Genomic DNA, 21,393 nt, shown 5'->3' on the forward strand with positions numbered 1-21,393 from the left:
TGGCAAAGTGCCAGCCTTTCGCGGCTGGACGGCCTTCGGTCATTGAGGTAGCTTTGCCGGTTACATAAGAGCGTTCCAGCTCCTACAATCAGGCTTTTTCAGCGCGCCCGCCCTGGCCCCGTCCGGCGAACGCCGCGCACGGCCTGGCCAGGCTCTGCCTGCGCCCTCATCATTCATCCGTCACTGACCCTAGGTTCTCCATGGCTCAATACGTCTTCACCATGCATCGGCTGGGCAAAGTTGTTCCGCCGAAGCGGGAAATCCTGAAAAACATTTCGCTGTCGTTCTTCCCCGGCGCGAAGATCGGCGTGCTCGGCCTCAACGGTTCGGGCAAGTCCACGCTGCTCAAAATCATGGCTGGCGTCGACACCGAGTTTGAGGGCGAAGCGCGCCCGATGCCTGAGCTGAACATCGGCTACCTGCCGCAGGAACCGATCCTCGACCCGACCAAGACCGTGCGTGAAGTGGTCGAGGAAGCGGTCAGCGTGATCAAGGATGCCCAGGCGCGTCTCGACGAGGTCTACGCTGCCTACGCTGAACCGGATGCCGACTTCGACAAACTGGCCGCCGAACAGGCCAAGCTCGAAGCCATCCTGCAGGCGGGCGACGGCCACAACCTTGAGCGCCAACTGGAAGTCGCCGCCGATGCGCTGCGCCTGCCGGCCTGGGACGCCAAGGTAGAATTTCTCTCCGGCGGTGAAAAACGTCGGGTGGCCCTGTGCCGCTTGCTGCTGTCCGCCCCGGACATGCTGCTGCTCGACGAACCGACCAACCACCTGGACGCCGATTCCGTCGCCTGGCTGGAGCATTTCCTGCACGATTTCCCGGGCACCGTGGTAGCGATCACGCACGACCGTTACTTCCTCGACAACGTCGCTGGCTGGATCCTCGAACTCGACCGCGGCGCCGGTATCCCGTACGAAGGCAACTACTCGGGCTGGCTTGAAGCCAAGTCTGATCGTCTGGCCGCCGAATCCAAGCAGCAGTCGGCCCACGAAAAAGCCATGAAGGAAGAACTGGAGTGGGTGCGCAAAGGCGCGAAGGCCCGCCAGTCGAAATCCAAGGCCCGCCTGCAACGCTTCGAAGAAATGCAATCGCAGGAATTCCAGAAGCGCAGCGAAACCAACGAGATCTACATCCCGGCCGGCCCGCGCCTGGGCGACAAAGTCATCGAATTCAAGAACGTGTCCAAGGGCTATGGCGATCGCGTGTTGATCGACAACCTGTCGTTCTCCATGCCCAAAGGTGCGATCGTCGGCGTGATCGGTGGTAACGGTGCGGGTAAGTCCACGCTGTTCCGTATGCTGATGGGCAAGGAACAACCGGATTCGGGCAGCATCGAAGTCGGCGAAACCGTGCAACTGGCGTGCGTCGACCAGAGTCGCGAAGACCTCGATGGCAGCAAAACCGTGTTCCAGCAGATTTCCGACGGCTCCGACCAGATCCGCATCGGTAACTACGAGATCCCGTCGCGTACCTACGTCGGTCGCTTCAACTTCAAGGGCGGCGATCAGCAGAAGTTCGTCAAGGATCTGTCCGGTGGTGAGCGCGGTCGCTTGCACTTGGCTCTGACCCTGAAGGAGGGCGGCAACGTCCTGCTGCTCGACGAACCGTCCAACGACCTCGACGTCGAAACCCTGCGTTCCCTGGAAGAAGCCCTGCTGGACTTCCCGGGCGCTGCGATTGTGATCTCTCACGATCGGTGGTTCCTGGACCGCGTGGCCACTCACATCCTCGCGTATGAAGATGACTCGCAAGCGGTGTTCTTCGAAGGCAACTACACCGAGTACGAAGCCGACCGCAAAAAACGCCTCGGCGAAGCAGCGGCCCAGCCACACCGGGTACGCCACAAAAAACTGGCCTGATCTTTCGGCCGGTTGGTTTTAAAAAACGGAGCCTTTGGGGCTCCGTTTTTTTATGGGGGGTCAGTTACACCGTTGCGCGGCAATCGCTGGCAAGCCAGCTCCCACAGGGATCGCTGTCGTCTAGAAAATGCGTGTTCAACTCAAAAACCTATGCAAGAGCCGACAGGTATCAGGGTTATGGACAAGACCTGTGGCCAACACAAAACCTGTGCTAGCTCGAACGGGGGTCTTAGTGTTACGTACAAGACCTGTGGCCAACACAAAACCCTGTGGGAGCTGGCTTGCCAGCGATTGCTTTTCTGCCAGACACATCCAGCTAAACGTGTGTCAGACCTCTTGGCATTTTGAGGTCTAGCCTTTTCATGAGTCCATCATGAGAGGCAAAGGAATGCCTGATTTCCCCGCATCGTGCCGTTTACGAACGGGACGCTATGCCGAGCCCAACCGCATCTATTTGCTAACCACCAACACACTGGATCGTGAACCGATTTTCAGCGACTTCGCGTTGGGCAGAAGGGTGGTTCATCAATTTCGCCGGGCACAGGACCTTGGATTGGCGACTTCACTGGCTTGGGTCGTTATGCCTGATCACTTTCACTGGCTAATCGAGCTGGAAAACTGTTCGCTCAGAAAGCTGATGCGCCAGACCAAATCCCTGATCGCCAGAGAGGTGAATCTTTCGAGTGGCAGGACCGGGCCGCTTTGGCAGCAGGGTTATCACGACCGGGCACTGAGGCGAGAGGAGGATTTAGTGAAATTGGCTAGATATGTCGTGGCAAACCCACTGCGGGCCGGGCTTGTCGAAAAGCTTGGCGACTATCCGCTGTGGGATGCTATCTGGATTTGAGCTGACACCGCGTCGCCTTCATCGCTGGCAAGCCAGCTCCCACAGGGATCACTGTCGTCCAAAGAATCTGTGTTCAGCACAAAAACCTTTGCAAGCGCCGACGGGTATCAGGGTTATGAACAACACCTGTGGCCAGCACAAAAACCTGTGCCAGCTCCAACAGGTATTAGTGCTGTGGACAAGACCCACGACCAACGCAAAACCCTGTGGGAGCTGGCTTGCCAGCGATGAGGCCTTGGAGTTCACCCGACATCTACGGCGATAACCTCAATCAACACATCTCCCATCGGCCGCTTCCACAGCACTTCGTCGCCCACCCTGGCACCCAGCAATGCTCGCCCCAGTGGCGAACCCCAGTTGATCAGTCCCGCCGCCGCATCGGCTTGATCCTCACCCACCAGGCACACCTGCTGTTCATTGTCGTGCTCGTCGGCAAAGGTTACGCGGCTGCCGATCTGCACCTTGTCCCCGGATGCCGATACCGCCACCACCTGAGCGCTTTGCAGCCGCTGGTTGAAATAGCGCAAGTCGCGCTCAAGGTCGGCTTGGCGCTGCTTGTCGGCCTGGTCGGCCTTCTTGCTTTCGGCGCTGTGCAACTGCTGCAACTTGGCGACCTTTGCCTGCAATTGGGCCAGGCCCGTTGGTGTGACGTAATTGGGCTGCGCGCTCACCTGCCGTTCCACTGGTGTGTCGGCTTGGGCGGCAGCATTGTCTTCGTTGACGAAGGCGCGACTCATGACGTTCTCCCGTTATGGAGTTTGGGCCATGCTCGCAGGGAATTAGTTTCGGTGAATGTCTGTTTTCGACTGTCTCTGCGGGCGCGGGTGTTAGTAGTGATACCACTTCACTTCAAGCATCACTTCGGTTTCCGGGGTGGCCAACTGGCTGAATTCGCGCTGGGCGGTGAGGCGCAGACCAACGTTGCGCGACAATTCCCACTGCTGATTCAGGCTCAGGCTACGGCGCACTTCGCCGTTGGTGAAGTAGTCGCCCTTGGCTTCGAGGCTGAGGTTGCCCACCGGGTTTTTCCACAGCAGCCCGGTGTTGAAGCCGGCCGCCGGGGCGATGAAGCCAGCGAAGTCATTGTTGTGCTCAATGCGTACCGTGCCGAGGGCAAAGCCCAGCATGTCGTCGCCCAATTGCCAAGTGCCACCGCCGCCACCATTGACGTGGCTGACCAGGGTTTCGTCGTCATGCTTGCCCGGCACGCGCTCCAGTCCGCCGGTGACCTGCCACGAGAGCGGTTGCAGCAGCTCGTTGCGCGGGGTCAGCGAGCGAATGGTCGCCAGGTCCAATTGCTGGAACTGCCAGTGATTGCCTTCGTACTGACGCAGTTTCATTTGCAGGATTTCGATCTGCGCGCCCAGCGGGAAGCTTTCCATGTTGTCGTTGAGATCGTGATAAGCCATGCGCAGGCCGTATTCGCCGAACGCCTTGTCGCCCCGGGTGCCGATGCCAGCCTGCCAGGTGCGCGATTCGTGGCCGTCCTCGGGCAGGCCAGGCTGCGCAATGTCGAGGTTCGGCGCCGGGTTCTGGTTGATTGCCCGCAGCAGTTCGAAACTGCGCTGGGCCCGCGCGGGATCGCGCTCCTGGCCGTTGGCGCGGTAACGCTCAAGCCGATAGGCCGCGTCGATAATCAACGCCTGGCGGTCCTTGGGTTGCGCCTTGAACGCCGGTTCCTGCAATTGTTTCTGATCGGCGCTGACCTTCAGCACCCACTGCTGCTCGTCACTGTCCAGTGGTTCGGCACGGCTCAGCAATTCACGTTCGCGAGACGGGCGATACTCGATGGACTCGACCAATCCGGCCTCTTTCACCGCTTTGACGGTGTCGGTGGGGATCGCCGTCAGCGGGAATTGCTCGGTCAGGCGCAGGCTCGGTCGCGCCACTTGGAGCAATTCCAGCAAGCGATACGAACAGTTTTCGTCAAAGAAGAAATAGTCGAACTGGATCTGCTTGAGTTCCCAGACGTGCTCGACCATGCGTTCGGTCTCGGCCTGGGTCAGATTGAGGCGGTATTCCCACAGGTCGCGGTTCTCCAGGCTACGGTACTCGGAGAGTTTTTCCTGGTAGGGCACCAGCGCGAACAGCCCGGGATAGCCGCCCATCAAGCCTTTCCAGGCATAGAGGATGCTGTTGTCGGAGCCCTCGATGTAGGCGCCGAAGTTGATCGCGTAACTGAGTAGCGAGGTTTTGTCGCTCTGTACCCCGGCCTGGTCAATGCGCAACAGGGTGTGGCCAAACATCGAGGACGGGCTGTTGAGGTAGGCCGCCGGGAAGATCATCACCGCGCTGTGCGGCGAAACATCCTTGAACCATTGCTTGAATTCGCTGCAATCCACCGCGGGCAGGTCGCTGAGGTTGAGTTGCGCCGAGAGCCAGCGGCTGCGCGCCGGGTAAACGCACTGCGCGTGCTGCTGACCAGCGCTGGCCGGGGCATACAACGCTTGCACGGTGGCGGCGAGTTCGCGGTCGGGGTGCTCGTTGCCGTCGGCCGCGAGGAAGAATTTCTTGTCGCTGACATAGCTGCGCCAGCCACCGAGCTTGGCGGTTTCGTAATGGCCCAGGGAAATCCAGAACGGATCGTTGGCCAGTTGCTGCAAACGTTGAGGGTCGAGATGCGGTGCGGCAGACAGCGGCGCGCAGACACAGAGCGCCAGCCAGGCAAGGCGTTTGAGCATAGTGGGCAACTTAAGTCGGGGAAAACAAAGACCCAGGAAGGGTTAGGTCCAAAAAACAAAAACCCGCCCCCCGAAAGGAGCGGGTGGTCGAGCTTATGCTTGAGTGGCGTACTTGGCCAGACGAGCATCACCTTTCAGAACAGCGATGGTGTTGGTATGCACGTCTTCAGCGGTCACGTCAGCCTTGCTGAAGATCTGCTGGAAGTGCTCATGCGTGACAGCAGCGAAATGCGCACGGTCTTCCGGCGCCACGCCCAGTACCACGGCATAGGTGGTCAGCGCTTCGCCGTTACCTTTAGCCATGTCTTCGGACAGCTCGTTCATCATGCCATTCATGGCAAACCACGATTTGCCGCCATAGGTCAGCGACGCGTTGGTCGAGCAACCGTTGGTACCAGAGGTCATACCGAAGGTTGCGTTACCGGAAGTGCCGTTGGTGGTGGATGCCAGGAAGTGAGCCGGGGTGCCACGCTGACCTTCGAACAGCATGTTGCCCCAACCGCAATCCGGGCCGCCTGGCGCTTGAGCCATAGCGTTGATGGATACAGCGGTGAAGAGAGTACCGAGAAGAATCCGTTTCATAGCTTTGTTCTCTTTATGTGCATACCAATGGACAAGGGTCTGGCCCCTAATGGCGCCAGTGGGCCGGTTATTAGTTCCAGCCGCGCAGTTTGGAGTTTAGGCACGTTCCAAGGGTTCCGTGATTTTTTGCGAAACATTTGTCTGCGACGCTGTTTTCGCCCTGCCCGGCCGGGGTCTGAGCGCTTGGCTATGCTTTTACCTGCGGTGCGCCTTGCCAGTTCGCCTTGGCCGGCGCCAGAATGCCGTCAACTGCCCCGCCTGATGTAAGGAAGCCCGATGCCTGATCCTGTTGCTGCCAGCTTGCGTCTAGCGCCTGAAGCGCTGACCCGTCCGTTTTCCGCTGAACAGTTCAGCTTCTCTACCACCAATGATCTGGAGCCTTTTCGCGGCGTGCTTGGCCAGGAACGCGCTGTCGAAGCGCTGCAGTTCGGCGTGGCAATGCCGCGCCCCGGTTACAACGTATTTGTCATGGGTGAACCCGGCACCGGCCGGTTCTCGTTCGTCAAACGCTACCTCAAGGCTGAAGGCAAACGCCTGCAAACCCCGGCGGACTGGGTCTACGTCAATAACTACGACGAACCGCGCGAGCCCCGCGCCCTGGAGTTGCCATCAGGCAGCGCCGGTGCGTTTACCGACGACATCAACGGCCTGATCGACAACCTGCTGGCGACTTTTCCGGCAGTGTTCGAGCATCCGTCCTACCAGCAGAAAAAAAGTGCCATCGACCGCGCCTTCAACCAGCGCTATGACCGTGCCCTCGATGTGATCGAGCGCCTGGCCCTGGAAAAAGACGTCGCGCTGTACCGCGACAGCAGCAACATCGCCTTCACCCCGATGAGCGAAGGCAAGGCGCTGGACGAAGCGGAATTCGCGCAATTGCCGGAGTCCGAACGCGAACGCTTCCACGAAGACATTTCCGGGCTGGAAGAACGCCTCAACGAAGAACTCGCCAGCCTGCCGCAGTGGAAGCGCGAGTCCAGCAACCAGATGCGCCAGCTCAACGAAGAAACCATCACCCTGGCGCTGCAGCCATTGCTTGCTCCGTTGTCGGAGAAGTACGCCGAGAATGCTGCGGTCTGCGGGTATCTGCAAGCTATGCAGGTGTACCTGCTGAAAACCGTGGTGGAGCAACTGGTCGACGACAGCAAGACCGACGCCGTCGCCCGCAAATTGCTCGAGGAGCAATACCTGCCGAGCCTGGTGGTCGGGCATCCGGCCAGCGGCGGTGCGCCGGTGGTGTTCGAGCCGCATCCGACCTACGACAACCTGTTCGGCCGCATCGAATACAGCACTGACCAGGGCGCGCTCTACACCACCTACCGCCAGTTGCGTCCCGGCGCCTTGCACCGCGCCAACGGCGGCTTCCTGATCCTTGAAGCGGACAAAATGCTCAGCGAGCCGTTTGTGTGGGATGCGCTGAAACGCGCCCTGCAATCGCGCAAACTGAAAATGGAATCGCCGCTGGGCGAGATGGGCCGCTTGGCGACGGTGACGCTCACACCGCAGCATATTCCGCTGCAGGTGAAAGTCATCATCATTGGCGCCCGTTCACTGTATTACACGCTGCAAGACCTCGATCCGGACTTCCAGGAGATGTTCCGCGTCTTGGTCGACTTCGACGAAGACATCCCGATGGTCGACGAGAGCCTCGAGCAGTTCGCTCAGTTGCTCAAAACCCGCACTTCGGAAGAAGGCATGGCGCCGTTGACTGCCGACGCTGTCGCGCGCCTGGCGACCTACAGTGCGCGCTTGGCGGAACACCAGGGGCGGTTGTCGGCGCGGATCGGCGACCTGTTCCAGTTGGTCAGCGAGGCGGATTTCATCCGTCACCTGGCCAGCGACGACATGACCGATGCCGGCCACATCGAACGCGCGCTCAAGGCTAAGGCCACGCGCACCGGGCGCGTGTCGGCGCGGATTCTCGACGACATGCTGGCCGGGATCATCTTGATCGATACCGATGGTGCCGCCGTCGGCAAGTGCAATGGCCTCACCGTGCTGGAAGTCGGCGACTCGGCGTTCGGCGTGCCGGCGCGGATTTCCGCCACGGTCTACCCTGGCGGGAGTGGCATCGTCGACATCGAGCGTGAGGTCAACCTCGGCCAGCCGATTCACTCCAAGGGCGTGATGATCCTCACCGGTTACCTCGGCAGCCGTTACGCCCAGGAATTCCCGTTGGCGATTTCCGCGAGCATCGCTTTGGAGCAATCCTACGGTTATGTCGACGGCGACAGTGCGTCGCTGGGCGAGGCATGCACGCTGATTTCCGCGCTGTCCAAAACCCCGCTCAAGCAATGCTTTGCGATCACCGGCTCGATCAACCAGTTCGGCGAAGTGCAAGCGGTGGGCGGGGTCAACGAGAAGATCGAAGGCTTTTTCCGCCTCTGCGAAGCGCGCGGGCTGACCGGCGAGCAAGGGGCGATCATCCCCCACGCCAACGTCGCGACCCTGATGCTCGACGAGAAAGTGCTGGCCGCCGTGCGCGCCGGGCAGTTCCACGTCTACGCCGTGCGCCAGGCTGACGAAGCGCTGAGTTTGTTGGTCGGTGAGCCGGCCGGCGCGCCGGACGAAAACGGCGAGTTTCCCGAGGGCAGCGTCAACGCTCGCGTGGTCGAACGCCTGCGAGTGATTGCGGAAATGATCAGCGAGGAAGATTTGAAAGAAGCGGAAAAGGAATTGGCACAAGAGGCGTTGGTGGAGGCTAAACCCGCGTAATCCGCCATGACGCAACACCTTGTGGGAGCGAGCCTGCTCGCGAAAGCGGTCCCTCAGTCTGCCTGGTACATCGCCTTCGCGAGCAGGCTCGTTCCCACAATTGTTCTATGGCATGACCCGCAAACGCCATCACCCTGACGTCAATATTCACACAATGACCATTCGGCGCATTCTGGTGCTGATGGCGTTGCGCTACCGACTTTTCTTCTATCCTCAGCTCAAGGATCGACAGAATCACTGGATCGAAACAGCCTTCCCGTGAAGGTTGAATAACCGGTAAATCGAGGGTCGCCGCCATGTCGCGCAACCTCTGCCTCACCCGTCAATGCCTGGGTCTCGTGACCCGTATCGAATGTGCCATCAAGCCACTGGCCGGCGATACAGGCATGTGGACCCTGCTGTTCGCCGCCGGGATGGCCGGTGAGCAACCTTCCGCCATCAAGGCCCAAGGACCGTTTCACGGGCCGTTCGTGGCCGAGTCAATTCTCGACACCATTGTTGAAAGCCTGACGCTGCACGGCTATGAGCTGGCCGATGACCCGCAGATCTGGAGCCTGCACCTGCAAGCCCAGTTGCGGGAGATCAACGGCGGGCGCGGGCGCAGCCTGGGCGGTGTCGAACACTGAGATCAGTGCGTTTCACTGGACCAGGTTGGCGGTGTCAGCCTTGTCCAGCTTGACCTGGAAGCCGTATTGCACAGTGTCGAGGTCGGTGCGTTGATAACTTTCCAGGCGGGTTGGCTGGCCGTAGAAATAATGCACGTTGAACAGCGACGGCCCGTGCAATTCGGCATCGTGGCTGACTGACAGCACTTCCTTCAGGTAATTACCGCTGTCGTCCTTGGCAAAAAAGCGCCATTCCTGCGCGGGAAACTCTTTCTCATCGACCACCAGCGCATTGCCCTTGAGCTCCAGGCCCTTGGGTAACTGCTGCAGGTCGAGGTCCTGACGGGCAATCCGTGCCAGAAACAGCGGCATCGAACCCACCGCGAAGGCCGGGGTTTCCGGAAACAGCGTCAAATCGTAGGTGATGGTGCCCTGCAATGGGTCGATCTCATAGGCTTCCGGCGGCAGCTCAATGGGTTCGCCCCGCTTGCCCTGATCATTTGCGGTGAAGAAAGTCAGGGGCGCCGCGCCAGGATTGAACGAGGTGCCGAGCAATTCGTCGTTGAACGTCTTGAGATGATCGAACTCTATGCGCGCGGCGGTGGCGTCCTCCACTGATTGGCTGATGCTGACGTTACCCTTCAGTTGGTCTTCGCTGAGCGTTGCGCCTTTGAGCCAGGCGGGCGCCTGGTCGTCGTATACCACCACGGGCATCGGCAAGGGCTCGATGGTTTTTTCGGTAGTGTTGGGGTCGAAGTGCCGCACCGGGAGTTGCAGGTCTTTGCGCGTCACCGTGGCCTGGGAGAAGTCGAGCACGTTGACCTCCACCGATTCCAGGGTGCCGTTGAAGTACACCTTGCTGTAATGCCGGCCCTGCTGCTGGTCGAAGGCCAGTTGTTCGGCCTTGAGCTGCTGTTCGAACGCGTCGCTCCAAACGGTTTGCGCCTGCATCTTGGCCAATTGTTTTTCGTAGAACGCGACTTGCGCGGCGTTTTCGTTGATCGAACCGGCGCGGCTCAGCCACTGCCCGGTGCTGTCCTTGGCCTGGACGATCAGCGGATTAAGCGCGGTGCCAGCCACCTCGTCCGCCAATGGTGCGCTATTGCTGACCTCGATTTCGGCAATGTTTTTTTCCAGGCCCAGCAGTTTCACGCTGATGTTGTCGTCCGAGCGCGTCTGGCCGATGTCGCCCTTGCTCAGGTTGAAGGAAGCGATCCTGCGCGGGGCAATCACCTCGACTTTGCCCTGTAGCAGGACGGGTTGCGGCTGGGTCTTGGGGTCGACGTCCAGGCCATCGATGTAGGGGTAGGTCACCGTCAGGTCGTCAGGGCTCTCGACATTCGCGCTCGACGGGCTGAGTTGGATGCCGGGGTCGGTCTCGGACCATTCCGGCTGGAACGGGATCACCCGTTTGTTGCTCAGCGTGACCGACTGCCACTCCAAACCATGGGGGAACGGAAACTGAGTCGGCGTGTTGAAGTTGAACGGGAACACCGGCGACAGATCGGTCAGGTAATCGGAGCTGGAAGTCTTGCGCAGCACAAACAACCCGCCGATATAGGTGTCGACCAAGGCCTGCGGCGTCGGGTAGTGCTTGAGCAGCGCCATGGCGTCGCTGCCGTACTCGGTTTCCAGTGGTTTGCTCTGCAGTTTCAACTGCGCGCGCTCGAGCAACAGCAGCGAGCCGCCGAGCTCGGCCACGGCGTCCTTGAGTTTTTCGTCCTTGATTGCATCCAGTGATTGTTCGAATCGTGTTGTTTTATCTTCGAGGCTGACTTGTTTTTTTTCTTCGCTGGGTGAGCAGCCCACCAGCAGCATCACACCCAGACTCACACCCATAAACGGTAATCGCACATCCATTCCAGTCTTCCCGTCCGACGTCGCTGACCTGTCAATGGCTTCGACACTAGCAGAAAAACCTTGTGACATACGCGCAGGTTGTGGATTTCCCAGCGGTTTCGGGTGTAGGAAAGCGGCTGTTATACTCGCCGCCATTTCCGACCCTTGTGTGAGATTTCATGGAACGCTTTATCGAAAACGCGATGTACGCCTCCCGCTGGCTGCTGGCACCGATTTATTTCGGTCTGTCGCTGGGCTTGTTGGCGTTGGCGCTGAAATTCTTCCAGGAAGTTTTTCATATCATCCCTAATGTGTTTGCCATGGCTGAATCCGAGCTGATCCTGGTGCTGCTGTCGTTGATCGACATGGCGCTGGTGGGTGGCTTGCTGGTGATGGTGATGATTTCCGGCTACGAGAACTTCGTCTCGCAACTGGACATCGACGAGAACAAAGAGAAGCTCAACTGGCTCGGCACCATGGACTCCTCGTCGCTGAAGATGAAAGTCGCCGCCTCGATCGTGGCGATTTCGTCGATTCACCTGCTGCGGATCTTCATGGACGCCAAGAACGTCGATCCCCAACACCTGATGTGGTACGTGATCATCCACATGACCTTCGTGGTGTCGGCGTTTGCCATGGGCTACCTGGACAAGCTGACCAAGCACTAAGCGCCGACGCGCTCTGAGGTGAGAGCGCTTACCTGTGGCGAGGGGGCTAGCTGTGGCGAGGGAGCTTGCTCCCGCTGGGCTGCGAAGCAGCCCCCCCATCCCCAACACGCCAACCCGACCAGCGGCAATCCCCACACCTTGTGCTTTCAAGCATCCAGGCTTATGCCTGTACAGGTCCTGGCTCTCCATCGCGTGAGGTACGTCCATGAACCTGCAAGAACTGAACGCCTATGCCATCGCCGGCAAGGTCGATGAGCTCAATCTGATTTCCCTCGAAGGCGGGATCTACCTGCTGGAAGCGCGCATGCATGGCGCGGCGTATCCACTGAGCGATATCCATGGCGGCATGTTCCGCCTGCGCTCGGTGGAGCATGCGCGTGATGTGTTGCAGGCCTGTCCGGAACTGCCGTTCAATCTGGTACACACCTCGGTGCACGATGAAATGTGCGGCCTGGGCCCCAGCGCCGAAGAGAGCCTGAAGGTGCCGATCCACTTTCGCTCGGTGTGGGCGCGCTGAGGCGCTCATCACCACCCTGGCATCTGTGCTAGTCTGCTCGCCCTTTTGGTTCCGGGCGTTCCGGGAGGCGCTGTGCACGCACGGCAACTCCAGGGCCGTCCGCACAGCGGAGCAGTGTCATGTCCGAAGTAAATCTGTCCACCGACGAAACCCGCGTCAGCTACGGTATTGGCCGTCAGTTGGGCGACCAACTGCGCGACAACCCGCCGCCGGGCGTTGACCTGAACGCCATCCTGGCTGGCCTGACCGACGCCTTTGGCGGGCTGCCGAGCCGTGTGGGTCAGGAAGAAATGGCCGCCAGCTTCAAAGTCATTCGCGAAATCATGCAGGCTGAAGCCGCTGCCAAAGCAGAAGCAGCCGCTGGCGAAGGCCTGGCATTCCTGGCGGAAAACGCCAAGCGTGACGGCATCACCACCCTGGCGTCCGGCCTGCAATTCGAAGTGTTGACCGCTGGCGAGGGCGCCAAGCCTTCCCGTGAAGACACCGTGCGCACTCACTACCACGGCACCCTGATCGACGGCACTGTGTTCGACAGCTCCTACGATCGCGGCCAGCCTGCGGAATTCCCGGTTGGCGGCGTGATCGCTGGCTGGACCGAGGCCCTGCAACTGATGAACGCCGGCAGCAAATGGCGACTGTACGTGCCGAGCGAACTGGCTTACGGCGCTCAAGGCGTTGGCAGCATTCCGCCGCACAGCGTGCTGGTGTTTGACGTTGAGTTGCTGGAAGTTCTGTAAGACCTGATTGTTGGAGCGGGCTCGATCATGTGGGAGCGGGCTTGCTCGCGAAAGCGGTGTTTTATTCAACGATGATGTTGAACCTTATGGCCTCTTCGCGAGCAAGCCCGCTCCCACAGGGCTCGCTCCGACATGTTGCATTTTCATAGTTCTATCTTGTGGTGCAGTTCATGCGAAGGGCGCAATGCCCGGGCATAGCAGAACAGAAACAGATTGCGCACCAGTTCCTTCAGCACCACCGGCTCGCTGGAACTCAAGCCGTTGACGTCCAGGTCGCCCTGATCCTGCAGTTCGTTCAAGGCTTCTTCCTCAAGCACCGCACAGACTTCCCCGGTTTCCCGATGCAGGATTCGCAGGTAAGGGTGTGGACGGTCCAGCCAGGCATCGATCAAATAAGTCATGGTTCTCATCTCCTTTGAAGGGTTCAATGAGAATAATTCTTATTCATCAAATAGCAAGGGCCTATTGGCGGTTTCTGATTATTTGTGCCGAAGGCTTGCGCGGGATCAACTTGGCCGGCGTTTGGCTATTGTGTATTTGCGCGGATATAGCGGGGAGGGTGATGCGCCGTCCCGCGCCAGGCGCGGGAGGGGGAGTGCTGCACATTAGACTTTTCTGACGAACTCGGATTTGAGTTTCATCGGGCCAATGCCGTCGATCTTGCAGTCGATATCGTGATCGCCATCGCACAGGCGGATGTTTTTGACCTTGGTGCCGACCTTGACCACCAGCGACGTGCCCTTGACCTTCAAGTCCTTGATGACGGTGATGGTGTCTCCGTCTTGCAGGACGTTACCCACCGAATCCTTTTTTACAGCGTCGTCGGCAGCGACTTCGGTTTCGCCCGAGGCAGACCATTCATGCGCGCACTCAGGGCAGATCAGCTGTGCGCCATCTTCGTAGGTGTATTCGGAATTGCATTTCGGGCAGGGAGGCAACGTGCTCACTAGGGCTCCTTGGGGTGAGGATCGCTAAAAAGCGCACATTGTATAGGGATTTAGACCGGAGGGGGCGCGGCGCGCGGTTTAACCTGTAGGGGCAAGCAGGCTTGCCCCCTTGAGGATCAGCGTTTAGTGCGTGCGGGCCACGGCAAATTCACTCAGCTCCACCAGCGCGTCGCGGTACTCGCTGGCGGGCAGGGCGTCGAGGCATTCAATGGCACGGGCGACGTAATCGCGGGCCAGTTGTGCGGTGTACTCCAGCGAACCGGAGGCTTCCACGGCAATGCGAATGCTCTCCAGGTCTTCAATGCCGCCTTTCTGGATCGCCTGCTTGACCAGCGCCGCCTGCTCCGGCGTGCCTTCGCGCATGGTGTAGATCAGCGGCAAGGTCGGCTTGCCTTCGGCCAGATCGTCACCGACGTTCTTGCCCAGGGTCTCGGCGTCGCCCTTGTAGTCCAGCAGGTCGTCGACCAGTTGGAACGCCACACCCAGGTGATCGCCGAACTTGCGCAAGGCTTCACGCTGTTCCGGCGTCGCCTCGCACAGAGCGGCGGCGCTGTGGGTCGACGCCTCGAAGAGCATTGCGGTCTTGCCGCGGATGACTTCCATGTAGGTTTCTTCGGTGGTGCTGGCGTCGCGCACCTTGGACAGCTGCAACACCTCGCCTTCAGCGATGATGCGCGTGGCTTGCGAGAGGATCTTCATCACCGGCATCGAGCCCAGTTCGACCATCATCTCGAACGAGCGCGAGTACAGGAAATCGCCGACCAGCACGCTCGGGGCGTTGCCCCACATGGCGTTGGCGGTCGATCGGCCACGGCGCATGCCGGACATGTCGACCACATCGTCATGCAGCAGGGTGGCGGTGTGCAGGAATTCGATGGTTGCCGCCAGCAGGCGCAAGTCATCGCCTTCGCGACCCAGCGCCTTGCCGCACAACAACACCAATAAAGGACGCAGGCGTTTGCCGCCCGCCGAGGTGATGTAATCGCCGATTTTCGAGACCAGCGGCACCCTGGAGGTCAGCTGTTTCTTGATAATGCCGTCCACGGCGCTAAAATCGTCCGCCACCGCGCGGTAAAAAGCTTGGGGTTGCATCAGCGACAGTCGCTCCAGAAGGGTTGCGCGGCATGCTAGGACCCGCATCGGCAGGTGTCAAGGCGCGTTAGACAGCCCCTTGCAAGCCTCAAGCAGCTTGCGTACAATCGCGCACCCTGAACTTCCTGGGCAGCACCTGCCTTACGCAATTGCAATCGGGCCTTCCAGCCTTATGCAGCCATGCCAGCCAATACCTCTTCCTATAAAGAGCTGGGTGAGCAGGATTATCGGAGAAATACCATGTCGTACGCAGTAATCGTTACTGGTGGCAAGCAATACAAAGTCGCCCCAGGTGAATACCTGAAGATTGAAAAACTGGAAATCGCTACCGGCGAATCCGTGACTTTTGATCGCGTTCTGTTGGTCGCCAATGGCGATGACGTGAATATCGGTGCTCCAGTTGTTGCTGGCGCTACCGTTGTGGCTGAAGTGATCTCCCAAGGTCGTCACGATAAAGTCCGCATCATCAAGTTCCGTCGTCGTAAGCACCACATGAAGCGTATGGGCCACCGCCAGTGGTACACCGAGATCAAAATCACCGGTATTCAGGCTTAATTTCAGCCTAATTCCTCACTAGGAGAATTGAACTCATGGCACACAAAAAAGCTGGTGGTAGTACCCGTAACGGTCGCGACTCAGAAGCCAAACGCCTTGGCGTGAAGATGTATGGCGGCCAGGTCATCATTCCGGGCAACATCATCGTGCGTCAGCGCGGCACCCAATTCCACGCCGGTTACGGTGTTGGCATGGGTAAAGATCACACCCTGTTCGCGAAAATCGACGGCGTGATCAAGTTCGAAGTAAAAGGCGCTTTCAATCGCCGTTACGTAAGCATTGTTCCGAAGACTGACGTCGTCGCTGCATAATTACGTGGTTGCTGGAAAAGCCCTGTCTCGCGACGGGGCTTTTTCGTTTGTGGGGTGAGTCTCTTGCAAAGCTGTTTGTAATGGGCTCCAGCGCTGGATTTGCGGTCGTTGATTGAGGTCGCTGCGCTCATTTTTGCAAGAGTCTTATGTCTAGGTTTTTTCGGCTCGTCCGTATGGCGAGAGGCGTTTTGTTATGAAGTTTGTTGATGAAGTATCGATTCGAGTAAAGGCCGGCGACGGCGGCAATGGTTGCATGAGCTTCCGTCGCGAAAAATTCATCGAGAACGGCGGCCCTAACGGCGGCGACGGTGGTGATGGTGGTTCGGTGTACATGGTGGCCGACGAAAACCTCAACACCCTGGTCGACTACCGCTATACCCGGCATTTCGATGCCGAGCGTGGCTCGAACGGCGGCAGCACCGACTGCACCGGCAAGAAAGGCGAAGAACTGGTGCTGCGCGTGCCGGTCGGCACCACAGTAATTGACTCCGCTACTCAGGAAGTCATTGGTGATCTGACCAAGGCTGGCCAGCGTTTGCTGGTGGCCCACGGCGGCTGGCACGGTCTGGGCAACACCCGTTTCAAATCCAGTACCAACCGCGCACCGCGTCAAACCACCCCGGGCAAGCCTGGTGAGGCGCGCGACCTGAAGCTGGAAATGAAAGTGCTGGCCGACGTCGGTCTGCTGGGCTTGCCGAACGCCGGTAAGAGTACGTTTATCCGTTCGGTGTCCGCCGCCAAGCCGAAAGTCGCTGATTACCCGTTCACCACCCTGGTGCCCAACCTGGGCGTGGTCAGCGTCGATCGCTGGAAGAGCTTCGTGGTCGCCGACATTCCGGGGCTGATCGAAGGGGCTTCCGACGGCGCTGGCCTGGGGATCCGCTTCCTCAAGCACTTGGCCCGTACCCGTTTGTTGCTGCACCTCGTCGACATGGCGCCGCTGGATGACGCCAGCGCACCGGACGCCGCTGAAGTGATCGTCAGCGAGCTGACCAAGTTCAGCCCGTCCCTGGCGGAGCGTGATCGCTGGCTGGTGCTGAACAAGTGCGACCAGCTCCTCGAAGAGGAGCACGATGCCCGGGTCAAGGAAATCGTCGATCGTCTGGAGTGGACCGGTCCGGTCTACGTGATCTCGGCAATCTCCAAGCTCGGCACCGAGCGTCTGTGCCACGACATCATGCGTTACATGGAAGATCGTGCTGACCGCTTGGCCAGCGATCCGGTGTACAAGGAAGAACTGGCCGATCTCGACCAGCGCATCGAAGACGAAGCCCGCGCCCAGTTGCAGGCGCTGGATGACCAGCGCGCCCTGCGTCGCAGCGGCGTCAAGTCGGTCCACGACATCGGCGACGATGATTGGGACGAAGAAGACGTGGATGATGAAGACGGTCCGGAAATCATTTACGTGCGCGACTGATTCGTTGCAGTAAACTTAAGCGCCGCTCAATCGAGCGGCGTTTTAGTATCTGGAAATCGATCGTTGGTCACGAATAACCACGAATAACGTCACGGGCAGTGCCAGGTCGCGCTGTCCTCAAGCTAAGGTTGAAAATGATGCGGAGCAAGGTGACAGGTGCGCAGCGTTGGGTCGTAAAGATCGGCAGCGCGTTGCTGACAGCAGACGGCAAGGGCCTGGATCGCGCGGCAATGGGTGTCTGGGTCGAGCAGATGGTGGCGTTGCACGAAGCTGGCGTGGAATTGGTGCTGGTCTCGTCAGGCGCGGTAGCGGCGGGTATGAGCCGCTTGGGCTGGACCACTCGACCCAGTGCGATGCATGAACTGCAGGCTGCCGCCGCGATTGGCCAGATGGGCCTGGTGCAGGCCTGGGAGTCGAGCTTCGGCGAGCATGGCCGGCACACCGCGCAGATTCTTCTGACCCACGACGACTTGTCCGACCGCAAGCGCTACCTCAACGCCCGCAGCACTTTGCGCGCATTGGTTGAGCTGAAGGTCATCCCGGTGATCAACGAGAACGACACCGTGGTCACCGATGAAATCCGCTTCGGCGACAACGACACCTTGGCGGCGCTGGTGGCCAACCTGGTCGAGGCGGACTTGCTAGTGATCCTCACCGATCGCGATGGCATGTTCGACGCCGACCCGCGCAGCAATCCGGACGCCAACCTGATCTACGAAGCGCGTGCCGACGACCCGGCGCTGGACGCAGTGGCCGGCGGTACCGGCGGGGCGCTGGGGCGTGGCGGCATGCAGACCAAGCTGCGTGCTGCGCGGCTGGCGGCGCGGTCCGGGGCGCACACGATCATCGTTGGTGGCCGCCTCGAGCGGGTGCTGGATCGTTTGAAGGCGGGCGAGCGGATCGGCACTTTGCTCTCGCCCGAGCGCGGCATGCTCGCCGCGCGCAAGCAATGGCTGGCGGGGCATCTGCAAACCCGTGGCACGCTGGTGCTGGACGCGGGCGCTGTCTCGGCGCTGTCTCAGGGCAATAAGAGTCTGCTGCCGGTCGGGGTGAAGCTGGTGCAAGGCAGCTTTCGCCGGGGCGAGATGGTGGTGTGCGTGGCGCCGGACGGTCGTGAGATCGCCCGTGGCCTGGCTAACTACAGCGCTTTGGAAGCGCAAAAAATCATCGGCCAATCGTCTGACGCGATTGTCGGATTGCTCGGTTACATGGCGGAGCCGGAACTGGTGCACCGCGACAACCTGATTCTGGTCTGAGGAAAACGCTCAATGCGCATCGCAAAAGGATTGTTGGGCTTGCTGTTGGCCGTGCCGCTGCTGGTCTCGGCCGAAGAGATTGGCCAGGTATCGACAGTGTTCAAGTTTGTCGGGCCGAATGACCGGATCGTGGTCGAGGCGTTCGATGATCCCAAAGTCGAAGGCGTGACCTGCTACCTGTCCCGGGCCAAGACTGGCGGCGTGAAGGGTGGGTTGGGTCTGGCCGAAGATCGCGCCGAAGCCTCGATCGCCTGCCGCCAGGTGGGCCCGATCAGCTTCAAGGGTGAGCTGAAGGACGGCGATGAAGTGTTCAAGGAGCGCACCTCGTTGGTGTTCAAGACCATGCAGGTGGTGCGTTTCCTCGACAAGAAGCGCAATACCCTGGTGTACCTGGTCTATAGCGACCGCTTGATCGAAGGCAGCCCGCAGAACGCGGTGACGGCGATTCCGATCTTGCCGTGGGCGCACGTTCAGTAATTCCAGAGGTGGGAGCGAGCCGGCTCGCTCCCACCTATTTTTTGTGTGATACCCGATAAATCGCAGGCAATAAAAAACCGACCCTGAGGTCGGTTTTTTAATGAGCGTGTCGCTTAGGCAGCAGCGGCAACGTTCAGGGCCTTAACGTGGCCATTCAGGCGGCTCTTATGGCGAGCGGCTTTGTTCTTATGGATGATGCCTTTATCGGCCATGCGGTCGATAACTGGCACAGCCAGAACGTAAGCAGCTTGCGCTTTTTCAGCGTCTTTTGCGTCGATGGCCTTAACTACGTTTTTGATGTAGGTACGGACCATGGAACGCAGGCTGGCGTTGTGGCTGCGACGCTTCTCAGCCTGTTTTGCACGTTTTTTGGCGGAAGGTGAGTTGGCCACCGTCGAGCTCCTCGAAAGACTTTTTAGGAAATAGCAAACAAAATAGGCCGCGAATCATGCCGATGAGTTGAAGTCTTGTCAAGGGCGGCTGAGACGTTCCGCTAAGTGGTAGGTGTGGAACTCCGGGATATTTATTTCCGGCGCTTGACCTGTAAACTCGCGAGCTTTGGCTCTGTGCTGTTGCGCGGCGCGGAGTATCGCATAAGTGGGCGCATTGTTCGCCTGCTGTTTATCGACAGGCAAAAAACCCCTCAATGAATTTGCTCAAATCGTTGGCCGCCGTCAGCTCTATCACGATGCTTTCCCGGATTCTGGGGTTCGTGCGTGACACCCTTATTGCCCGGGCATTCGGGGCCGGGATGGCGACGGATGCCTTCTTCATCGCCTTCAAATTGCCCAACCTGCTGCGGCGGATCTTCGCCGAGGGTGCGTTTTCCCAGGCTTTCGTGCCGATTCTCGCCGAGTATAAGAGCCAGAAAGGCGAGGAGGCGACGCGTACCTTTATTGCCTACGTGTCTGGCCTGCTGACCCTGGTGCTGGCGGTCGTCACCGCACTGGGCATGCTCGCCGCGCCGTGGGTGATCTGGGCCACCGCGCCGGGGTTTACCGATACGCCAGAGAAGTTCGAACTTACCTCCAATCTGTTGCGGGTGACCTTTCCTTATATATTGCTGATCTCCCTGTCGTCCCTGGCCGGGGCGATCCTCAATACCTATAACCGTTTCTCGGTGCCGGCCTTCGTGCCGACGCTGCTGAACGTCAGCATGATTATTTTCGCGCTGTTCCTCACGCCGTATTTCGATCCGCCGGTGATGGCCCTGGGCTGGGCGGTGCTGGTGGGTGGCCTGGCGCAGTTGCTGTATCAACTGCCGCACCTGAAAAAGATCGGCATGCTGGTGCTGCCTCGCCTCAATCTGCGTGACAGCGGTGTATGGCGGGTGATGAAGCAAATGCTGCCGGCGATTCTCGGGGTCTCGGTGAGCCAGATTTCGCTGATCATCAACACCATTTTTGCGTCGTTCCTGGTGGCCGGTTCGGTGTCATGGATGTACTACGCCGACCGTTTGATGGAGCTGCCGTCCGGCGTGCTCGGCGTGGCGCTGGGTACCATTTTGCTGCCAACCCTGGCCAAGACCTACGCCAGCCAGGATCGTCACGAATACTCGCGGATTCTCGACTGGGGTCTGCGCTTATGCTTCGTGCTGGTGCTCCCGTGCTCACTGGCTTTGGGGATTCTTGCCGAGCCCCTGACCGTCTCGCTGTTCCAGTACGGCCAATTCAGTGCCTTCGACGCCGCCATGACTCAGCGCGCGCTGATTGCCTACTCGGTGGGCCTGCTGGGGATTATTGTGATCAAGGTCCTCGCCCCGGGCTTTTATGCACAGCAGAACATCCGCACCCCGGTGAAGATCGCCATCTTCACCCTGGTGGTGACGCAATTGTTCAACCTGGCATTGATCGGCCCGCTGGCCCACGCCGGACTCGCGCTGGCCATCAGCGCCGGCGCCTGCCTGAATGCCGGATTGCTGTTTTACCAACTGCGCAAGCAGCAGATGTACCAGCCGCAGCCTGGCTGGGCAAAATTTGGCGCCAAGCTGATCGTCGCCGTGGCGGTGATGTCGGCGGTGCTGCTCGGGTTGATGCATTTCATGCCAGCCTGGGAAGACGGGCAAATGCTGGAGCGATTCCTGCGGCTGGGTGCGCTGGTCGTGGCGGGCGTGGTGGCATATTTCGGCATGTTGCTGCTGCTGGGCTTCCGTTTGCGCGACTTCAATCGCAAGTCGTTGAGCTGAAGACATCCAGCCGATGAAACCGCATCAGGCAGCGGTTTCATCGGTTGCCTCACTTTGCGTTACTCTGTTGCCTGTCGTCGACCACCGGGTGTGGTTA

The 21,393-nt window shown here is 59.6% G+C and carries 22 protein-coding genes; 14 read left to right on the plus strand and 8 right to left on the minus strand.

Features of this window, described 5'->3' with window-relative positions; translation table 11 throughout:
- Positions 1-200: 200 nt before the first annotated feature.
- A complete protein-coding gene (gene ettA / locus RG836_RS16550; RefSeq protein ID WP_310847501.1) occupies positions 201-1,865 on the plus strand; it encodes an energy-dependent translational throttle protein EttA in 1,665 nt (554 codons plus the stop codon).
- A gap of 388 nt (positions 1,866-2,253) precedes the next feature.
- The gene (locus tag RG836_RS16555) at positions 2,254-2,712 is read left to right on the plus strand and encodes an REP-associated tyrosine transposase (RefSeq protein ID WP_310847738.1); all 459 of its coding nucleotides are present in this window, start codon (positions 2,254-2,256) and stop codon (positions 2,710-2,712) included.
- A 242-nt stretch (positions 2,713-2,954) separates the two neighbouring features.
- Here the strand turns inward: RG836_RS16555 and RG836_RS16560 are convergent, their stop codons facing one another.
- From RG836_RS16560 to RG836_RS16570, 3 genes are all read right to left on the minus strand, one after another.
- Positions 2,955-3,449 carry a GreA/GreB family elongation factor gene (locus tag RG836_RS16560; protein WP_310847502.1) on the minus strand — a complete coding sequence of 165 codons (495 nt, stop codon included), beginning with the start codon at positions 3,447-3,449 and terminating at the stop codon, positions 2,955-2,957.
- 90 nt (positions 3,450-3,539) lie between these two features.
- The gene (locus tag RG836_RS16565) at positions 3,540-5,393 is read right to left on the minus strand and encodes an Lnb N-terminal periplasmic domain-containing protein (RefSeq protein WP_310847504.1); all 1,854 of its coding nucleotides are present in this window, start codon (positions 5,391-5,393) and stop codon (positions 3,540-3,542) included.
- A gap of 93 nt (positions 5,394-5,486) precedes the next feature.
- Complete coding sequence (locus RG836_RS16570) at positions 5,487-5,975, minus strand: DUF3015 domain-containing protein (protein ID WP_310847506.1); 489 nt, start codon at positions 5,973-5,975, stop codon at positions 5,487-5,489.
- 276 nt (positions 5,976-6,251) lie between these two features.
- On the opposite strand from RG836_RS16570, the gene RG836_RS16575 reads away from it, so the two are divergent.
- From RG836_RS16575 to RG836_RS16585, 3 genes are all read left to right on the plus strand, one after another.
- Positions 6,252-8,690, plus strand: coding sequence for a Lon protease family protein (locus RG836_RS16575; RefSeq protein ID WP_310847507.1), 2,439 nt, complete (start codon positions 6,252-6,254; stop codon positions 8,688-8,690).
- A gap of 112 nt (positions 8,691-8,802) precedes the next feature.
- Positions 8,803-8,952 carry a hypothetical protein gene (locus tag RG836_RS16580; RefSeq protein ID WP_310847509.1) on the plus strand — a complete coding sequence of 50 codons (150 nt, stop codon included), beginning with the start codon at positions 8,803-8,805 and terminating at the stop codon, positions 8,950-8,952.
- Between the two features lie 34 nt (positions 8,953-8,986).
- Positions 8,987-9,316 (plus strand): PA4575 family protein, encoded by a 330-nt coding sequence (locus RG836_RS16585; protein ID WP_310847512.1) that lies wholly within the window; start codon positions 8,987-8,989, stop codon positions 9,314-9,316.
- A 12-nt stretch (positions 9,317-9,328) separates the two neighbouring features.
- On the opposite strand, the gene RG836_RS16590 is transcribed toward RG836_RS16585, so the two are convergent.
- Positions 9,329-11,155: a hypothetical protein gene (locus RG836_RS16590; RefSeq protein WP_310847515.1), complete on the minus strand. Its 1,827-nt coding sequence runs from the start codon at positions 11,153-11,155 to the stop codon at positions 9,329-9,331.
- Between the two features lie 158 nt (positions 11,156-11,313).
- Here RG836_RS16590 and RG836_RS16595 point away from each other — a divergent pair, with 158 nt between their 5' ends.
- The 3 genes from RG836_RS16595 (at position 11,314) to RG836_RS16605 (ending at position 13,056) form a co-directional block, all read left to right on the plus strand.
- Entirely contained in the window at positions 11,314-11,802 is a 489-nt protein-coding gene (locus RG836_RS16595; protein ID WP_310847518.1) for a TIGR00645 family protein, read from the plus strand.
- Positions 11,803-12,007: 205 nt separating this feature from the next.
- Entirely contained in the window at positions 12,008-12,319 is a 312-nt protein-coding gene (locus RG836_RS16600; protein WP_310847521.1) for a DUF6482 family protein, read from the plus strand.
- A gap of 119 nt (positions 12,320-12,438) precedes the next feature.
- On the plus strand, positions 12,439-13,056 hold the full coding sequence (locus RG836_RS16605) for an FKBP-type peptidyl-prolyl cis-trans isomerase (protein ID WP_310847524.1): 618 nt from the start codon (positions 12,439-12,441) through the stop codon (positions 13,054-13,056).
- Positions 13,057-13,199: 143 nt separating this feature from the next.
- On the opposite strand, the gene RG836_RS16610 is transcribed toward RG836_RS16605, so the two are convergent.
- The 3 genes from RG836_RS16610 to RG836_RS16620 form a co-directional block, all read right to left on the minus strand.
- Entirely contained in the window at positions 13,200-13,457 is a 258-nt protein-coding gene (locus RG836_RS16610) for a PA4570 family protein (RefSeq protein WP_123514520.1), read from the minus strand.
- Between the two features lie 204 nt (positions 13,458-13,661).
- Positions 13,662-14,003, minus strand: a complete 342-nt coding sequence (locus tag RG836_RS16615) for a zinc ribbon domain-containing protein YjdM (RefSeq protein ID WP_310847528.1) — start codon at positions 14,001-14,003, stop codon at positions 13,662-13,664.
- Positions 14,004-14,126: 123 nt separating this feature from the next.
- Positions 14,127-15,095, minus strand: a complete 969-nt coding sequence (locus tag RG836_RS16620; RefSeq protein WP_310847532.1) for a polyprenyl synthetase family protein — start codon at positions 15,093-15,095, stop codon at positions 14,127-14,129.
- Between the two features lie 240 nt (positions 15,096-15,335).
- Here RG836_RS16620 and rplU point away from each other — a divergent pair, with 240 nt between their 5' ends.
- From rplU to RG836_RS16645, 5 genes are all read left to right on the plus strand, one after another.
- Positions 15,336-15,650: a 50S ribosomal protein L21 gene (gene rplU, locus RG836_RS16625; protein ID WP_003176051.1), complete on the plus strand. Its 315-nt coding sequence runs from the start codon at positions 15,336-15,338 to the stop codon at positions 15,648-15,650.
- A gap of 35 nt (positions 15,651-15,685) precedes the next feature.
- Positions 15,686-15,961 carry a 50S ribosomal protein L27 gene (rpmA, locus tag RG836_RS16630; RefSeq protein WP_007943982.1) on the plus strand — a complete coding sequence of 92 codons (276 nt, stop codon included), beginning with the start codon at positions 15,686-15,688 and terminating at the stop codon, positions 15,959-15,961.
- A 193-nt stretch (positions 15,962-16,154) separates the two neighbouring features.
- On the plus strand, positions 16,155-17,378 hold the full coding sequence (cgtA, locus tag RG836_RS16635; protein WP_310847538.1) for an Obg family GTPase CgtA: 1,224 nt from the start codon (positions 16,155-16,157) through the stop codon (positions 17,376-17,378).
- A gap of 137 nt (positions 17,379-17,515) precedes the next feature.
- Positions 17,516-18,634 carry a glutamate 5-kinase gene (proB, locus tag RG836_RS16640; protein ID WP_310847541.1) on the plus strand — a complete coding sequence of 373 codons (1,119 nt, stop codon included), beginning with the start codon at positions 17,516-17,518 and terminating at the stop codon, positions 18,632-18,634.
- Positions 18,635-18,646: 12 nt separating this feature from the next.
- On the plus strand, positions 18,647-19,111 hold the full coding sequence (locus RG836_RS16645) for a CreA family protein (RefSeq protein ID WP_310847544.1): 465 nt from the start codon (positions 18,647-18,649) through the stop codon (positions 19,109-19,111).
- Between the two features lie 113 nt (positions 19,112-19,224).
- Here the strand turns inward: RG836_RS16645 and rpsT are convergent, their stop codons facing one another.
- Positions 19,225-19,503 (minus strand): 30S ribosomal protein S20, encoded by a 279-nt coding sequence (gene rpsT / locus RG836_RS16650; protein ID WP_020798646.1) that lies wholly within the window; start codon positions 19,501-19,503, stop codon positions 19,225-19,227.
- 254 nt (positions 19,504-19,757) lie between these two features.
- On the opposite strand from rpsT, the gene murJ reads away from it, so the two are divergent.
- Positions 19,758-21,296 (plus strand): murein biosynthesis integral membrane protein MurJ, encoded by a 1,539-nt coding sequence (murJ, locus tag RG836_RS16655; protein ID WP_310847552.1) that lies wholly within the window; start codon positions 19,758-19,760, stop codon positions 21,294-21,296.
- Positions 21,297-21,393: the final 97 nt, after the last annotated feature.

The sequence above is a fragment of the Pseudomonas rhizozeae genome, from assembly GCF_031583775.1.
Taxonomy (GTDB): domain Bacteria; phylum Pseudomonadota; class Gammaproteobacteria; order Pseudomonadales; family Pseudomonadaceae; genus Aquipseudomonas.

Excerpts from the sequence above, each read along its gene's own strand:
- RG836_RS16585 (WP_310847512.1), top strand. The coding sequence starts at position 8,987 with ATGTCGCGCAACCTCTGCCTCACCCGTCAATGCCTGGGTCTCGTGACC.
- RG836_RS16565 (WP_310847504.1), bottom strand. The coding sequence starts at position 5,393 with ATGCTCAAACGCCTTGCCTGGCTGGCGCTCTGTGTCTGCGCGCCGCTG.
- RG836_RS16555 (WP_310847738.1), top strand. The coding sequence starts at position 2,254 with ATGCCTGATTTCCCCGCATCGTGCCGTTTACGAACGGGACGCTATGCC.
- RG836_RS16605 (WP_310847524.1), top strand. The coding sequence starts at position 12,439 with ATGTCCGAAGTAAATCTGTCCACCGACGAAACCCGCGTCAGCTACGGT.
- proB (WP_310847541.1), top strand. The coding sequence starts at position 17,516 with ATGCGGAGCAAGGTGACAGGTGCGCAGCGTTGGGTCGTAAAGATCGGC.
- RG836_RS16590 (WP_310847515.1), bottom strand. The coding sequence starts at position 11,155 with ATGGATGTGCGATTACCGTTTATGGGTGTGAGTCTGGGTGTGATGCTG.
- RG836_RS16600 (WP_310847521.1), top strand. The coding sequence starts at position 12,008 with ATGAACCTGCAAGAACTGAACGCCTATGCCATCGCCGGCAAGGTCGAT.
- RG836_RS16595 (WP_310847518.1), top strand. The coding sequence starts at position 11,314 with ATGGAACGCTTTATCGAAAACGCGATGTACGCCTCCCGCTGGCTGCTG.
- RG836_RS16580 (WP_310847509.1), top strand. The coding sequence starts at position 8,803 with ATGACCCGCAAACGCCATCACCCTGACGTCAATATTCACACAATGACC.
- RG836_RS16610 (WP_123514520.1), bottom strand. The coding sequence starts at position 13,457 with ATGACTTATTTGATCGATGCCTGGCTGGACCGTCCACACCCTTACCTG.
- RG836_RS16645 (WP_310847544.1), top strand. The coding sequence starts at position 18,647 with ATGCGCATCGCAAAAGGATTGTTGGGCTTGCTGTTGGCCGTGCCGCTG.
- cgtA (WP_310847538.1), top strand. The coding sequence starts at position 16,155 with ATGAAGTTTGTTGATGAAGTATCGATTCGAGTAAAGGCCGGCGACGGC.
- ettA (WP_310847501.1), top strand. The coding sequence starts at position 201 with ATGGCTCAATACGTCTTCACCATGCATCGGCTGGGCAAAGTTGTTCCG.
- murJ (WP_310847552.1), top strand. The coding sequence starts at position 19,758 with ATGAATTTGCTCAAATCGTTGGCCGCCGTCAGCTCTATCACGATGCTT.
- RG836_RS16570 (WP_310847506.1), bottom strand. The coding sequence starts at position 5,975 with ATGAAACGGATTCTTCTCGGTACTCTCTTCACCGCTGTATCCATCAAC.
- RG836_RS16620 (WP_310847532.1), bottom strand. The coding sequence starts at position 15,095 with ATGCAACCCCAAGCTTTTTACCGCGCGGTGGCGGACGATTTTAGCGCC.
- RG836_RS16560 (WP_310847502.1), bottom strand. The coding sequence starts at position 3,449 with ATGAGTCGCGCCTTCGTCAACGAAGACAATGCTGCCGCCCAAGCCGAC.
- rpmA (WP_007943982.1), top strand. The coding sequence starts at position 15,686 with ATGGCACACAAAAAAGCTGGTGGTAGTACCCGTAACGGTCGCGACTCA.
- RG836_RS16575 (WP_310847507.1), top strand. The coding sequence starts at position 6,252 with ATGCCTGATCCTGTTGCTGCCAGCTTGCGTCTAGCGCCTGAAGCGCTG.
- rplU (WP_003176051.1), top strand. The coding sequence starts at position 15,336 with ATGTCGTACGCAGTAATCGTTACTGGTGGCAAGCAATACAAAGTCGCC.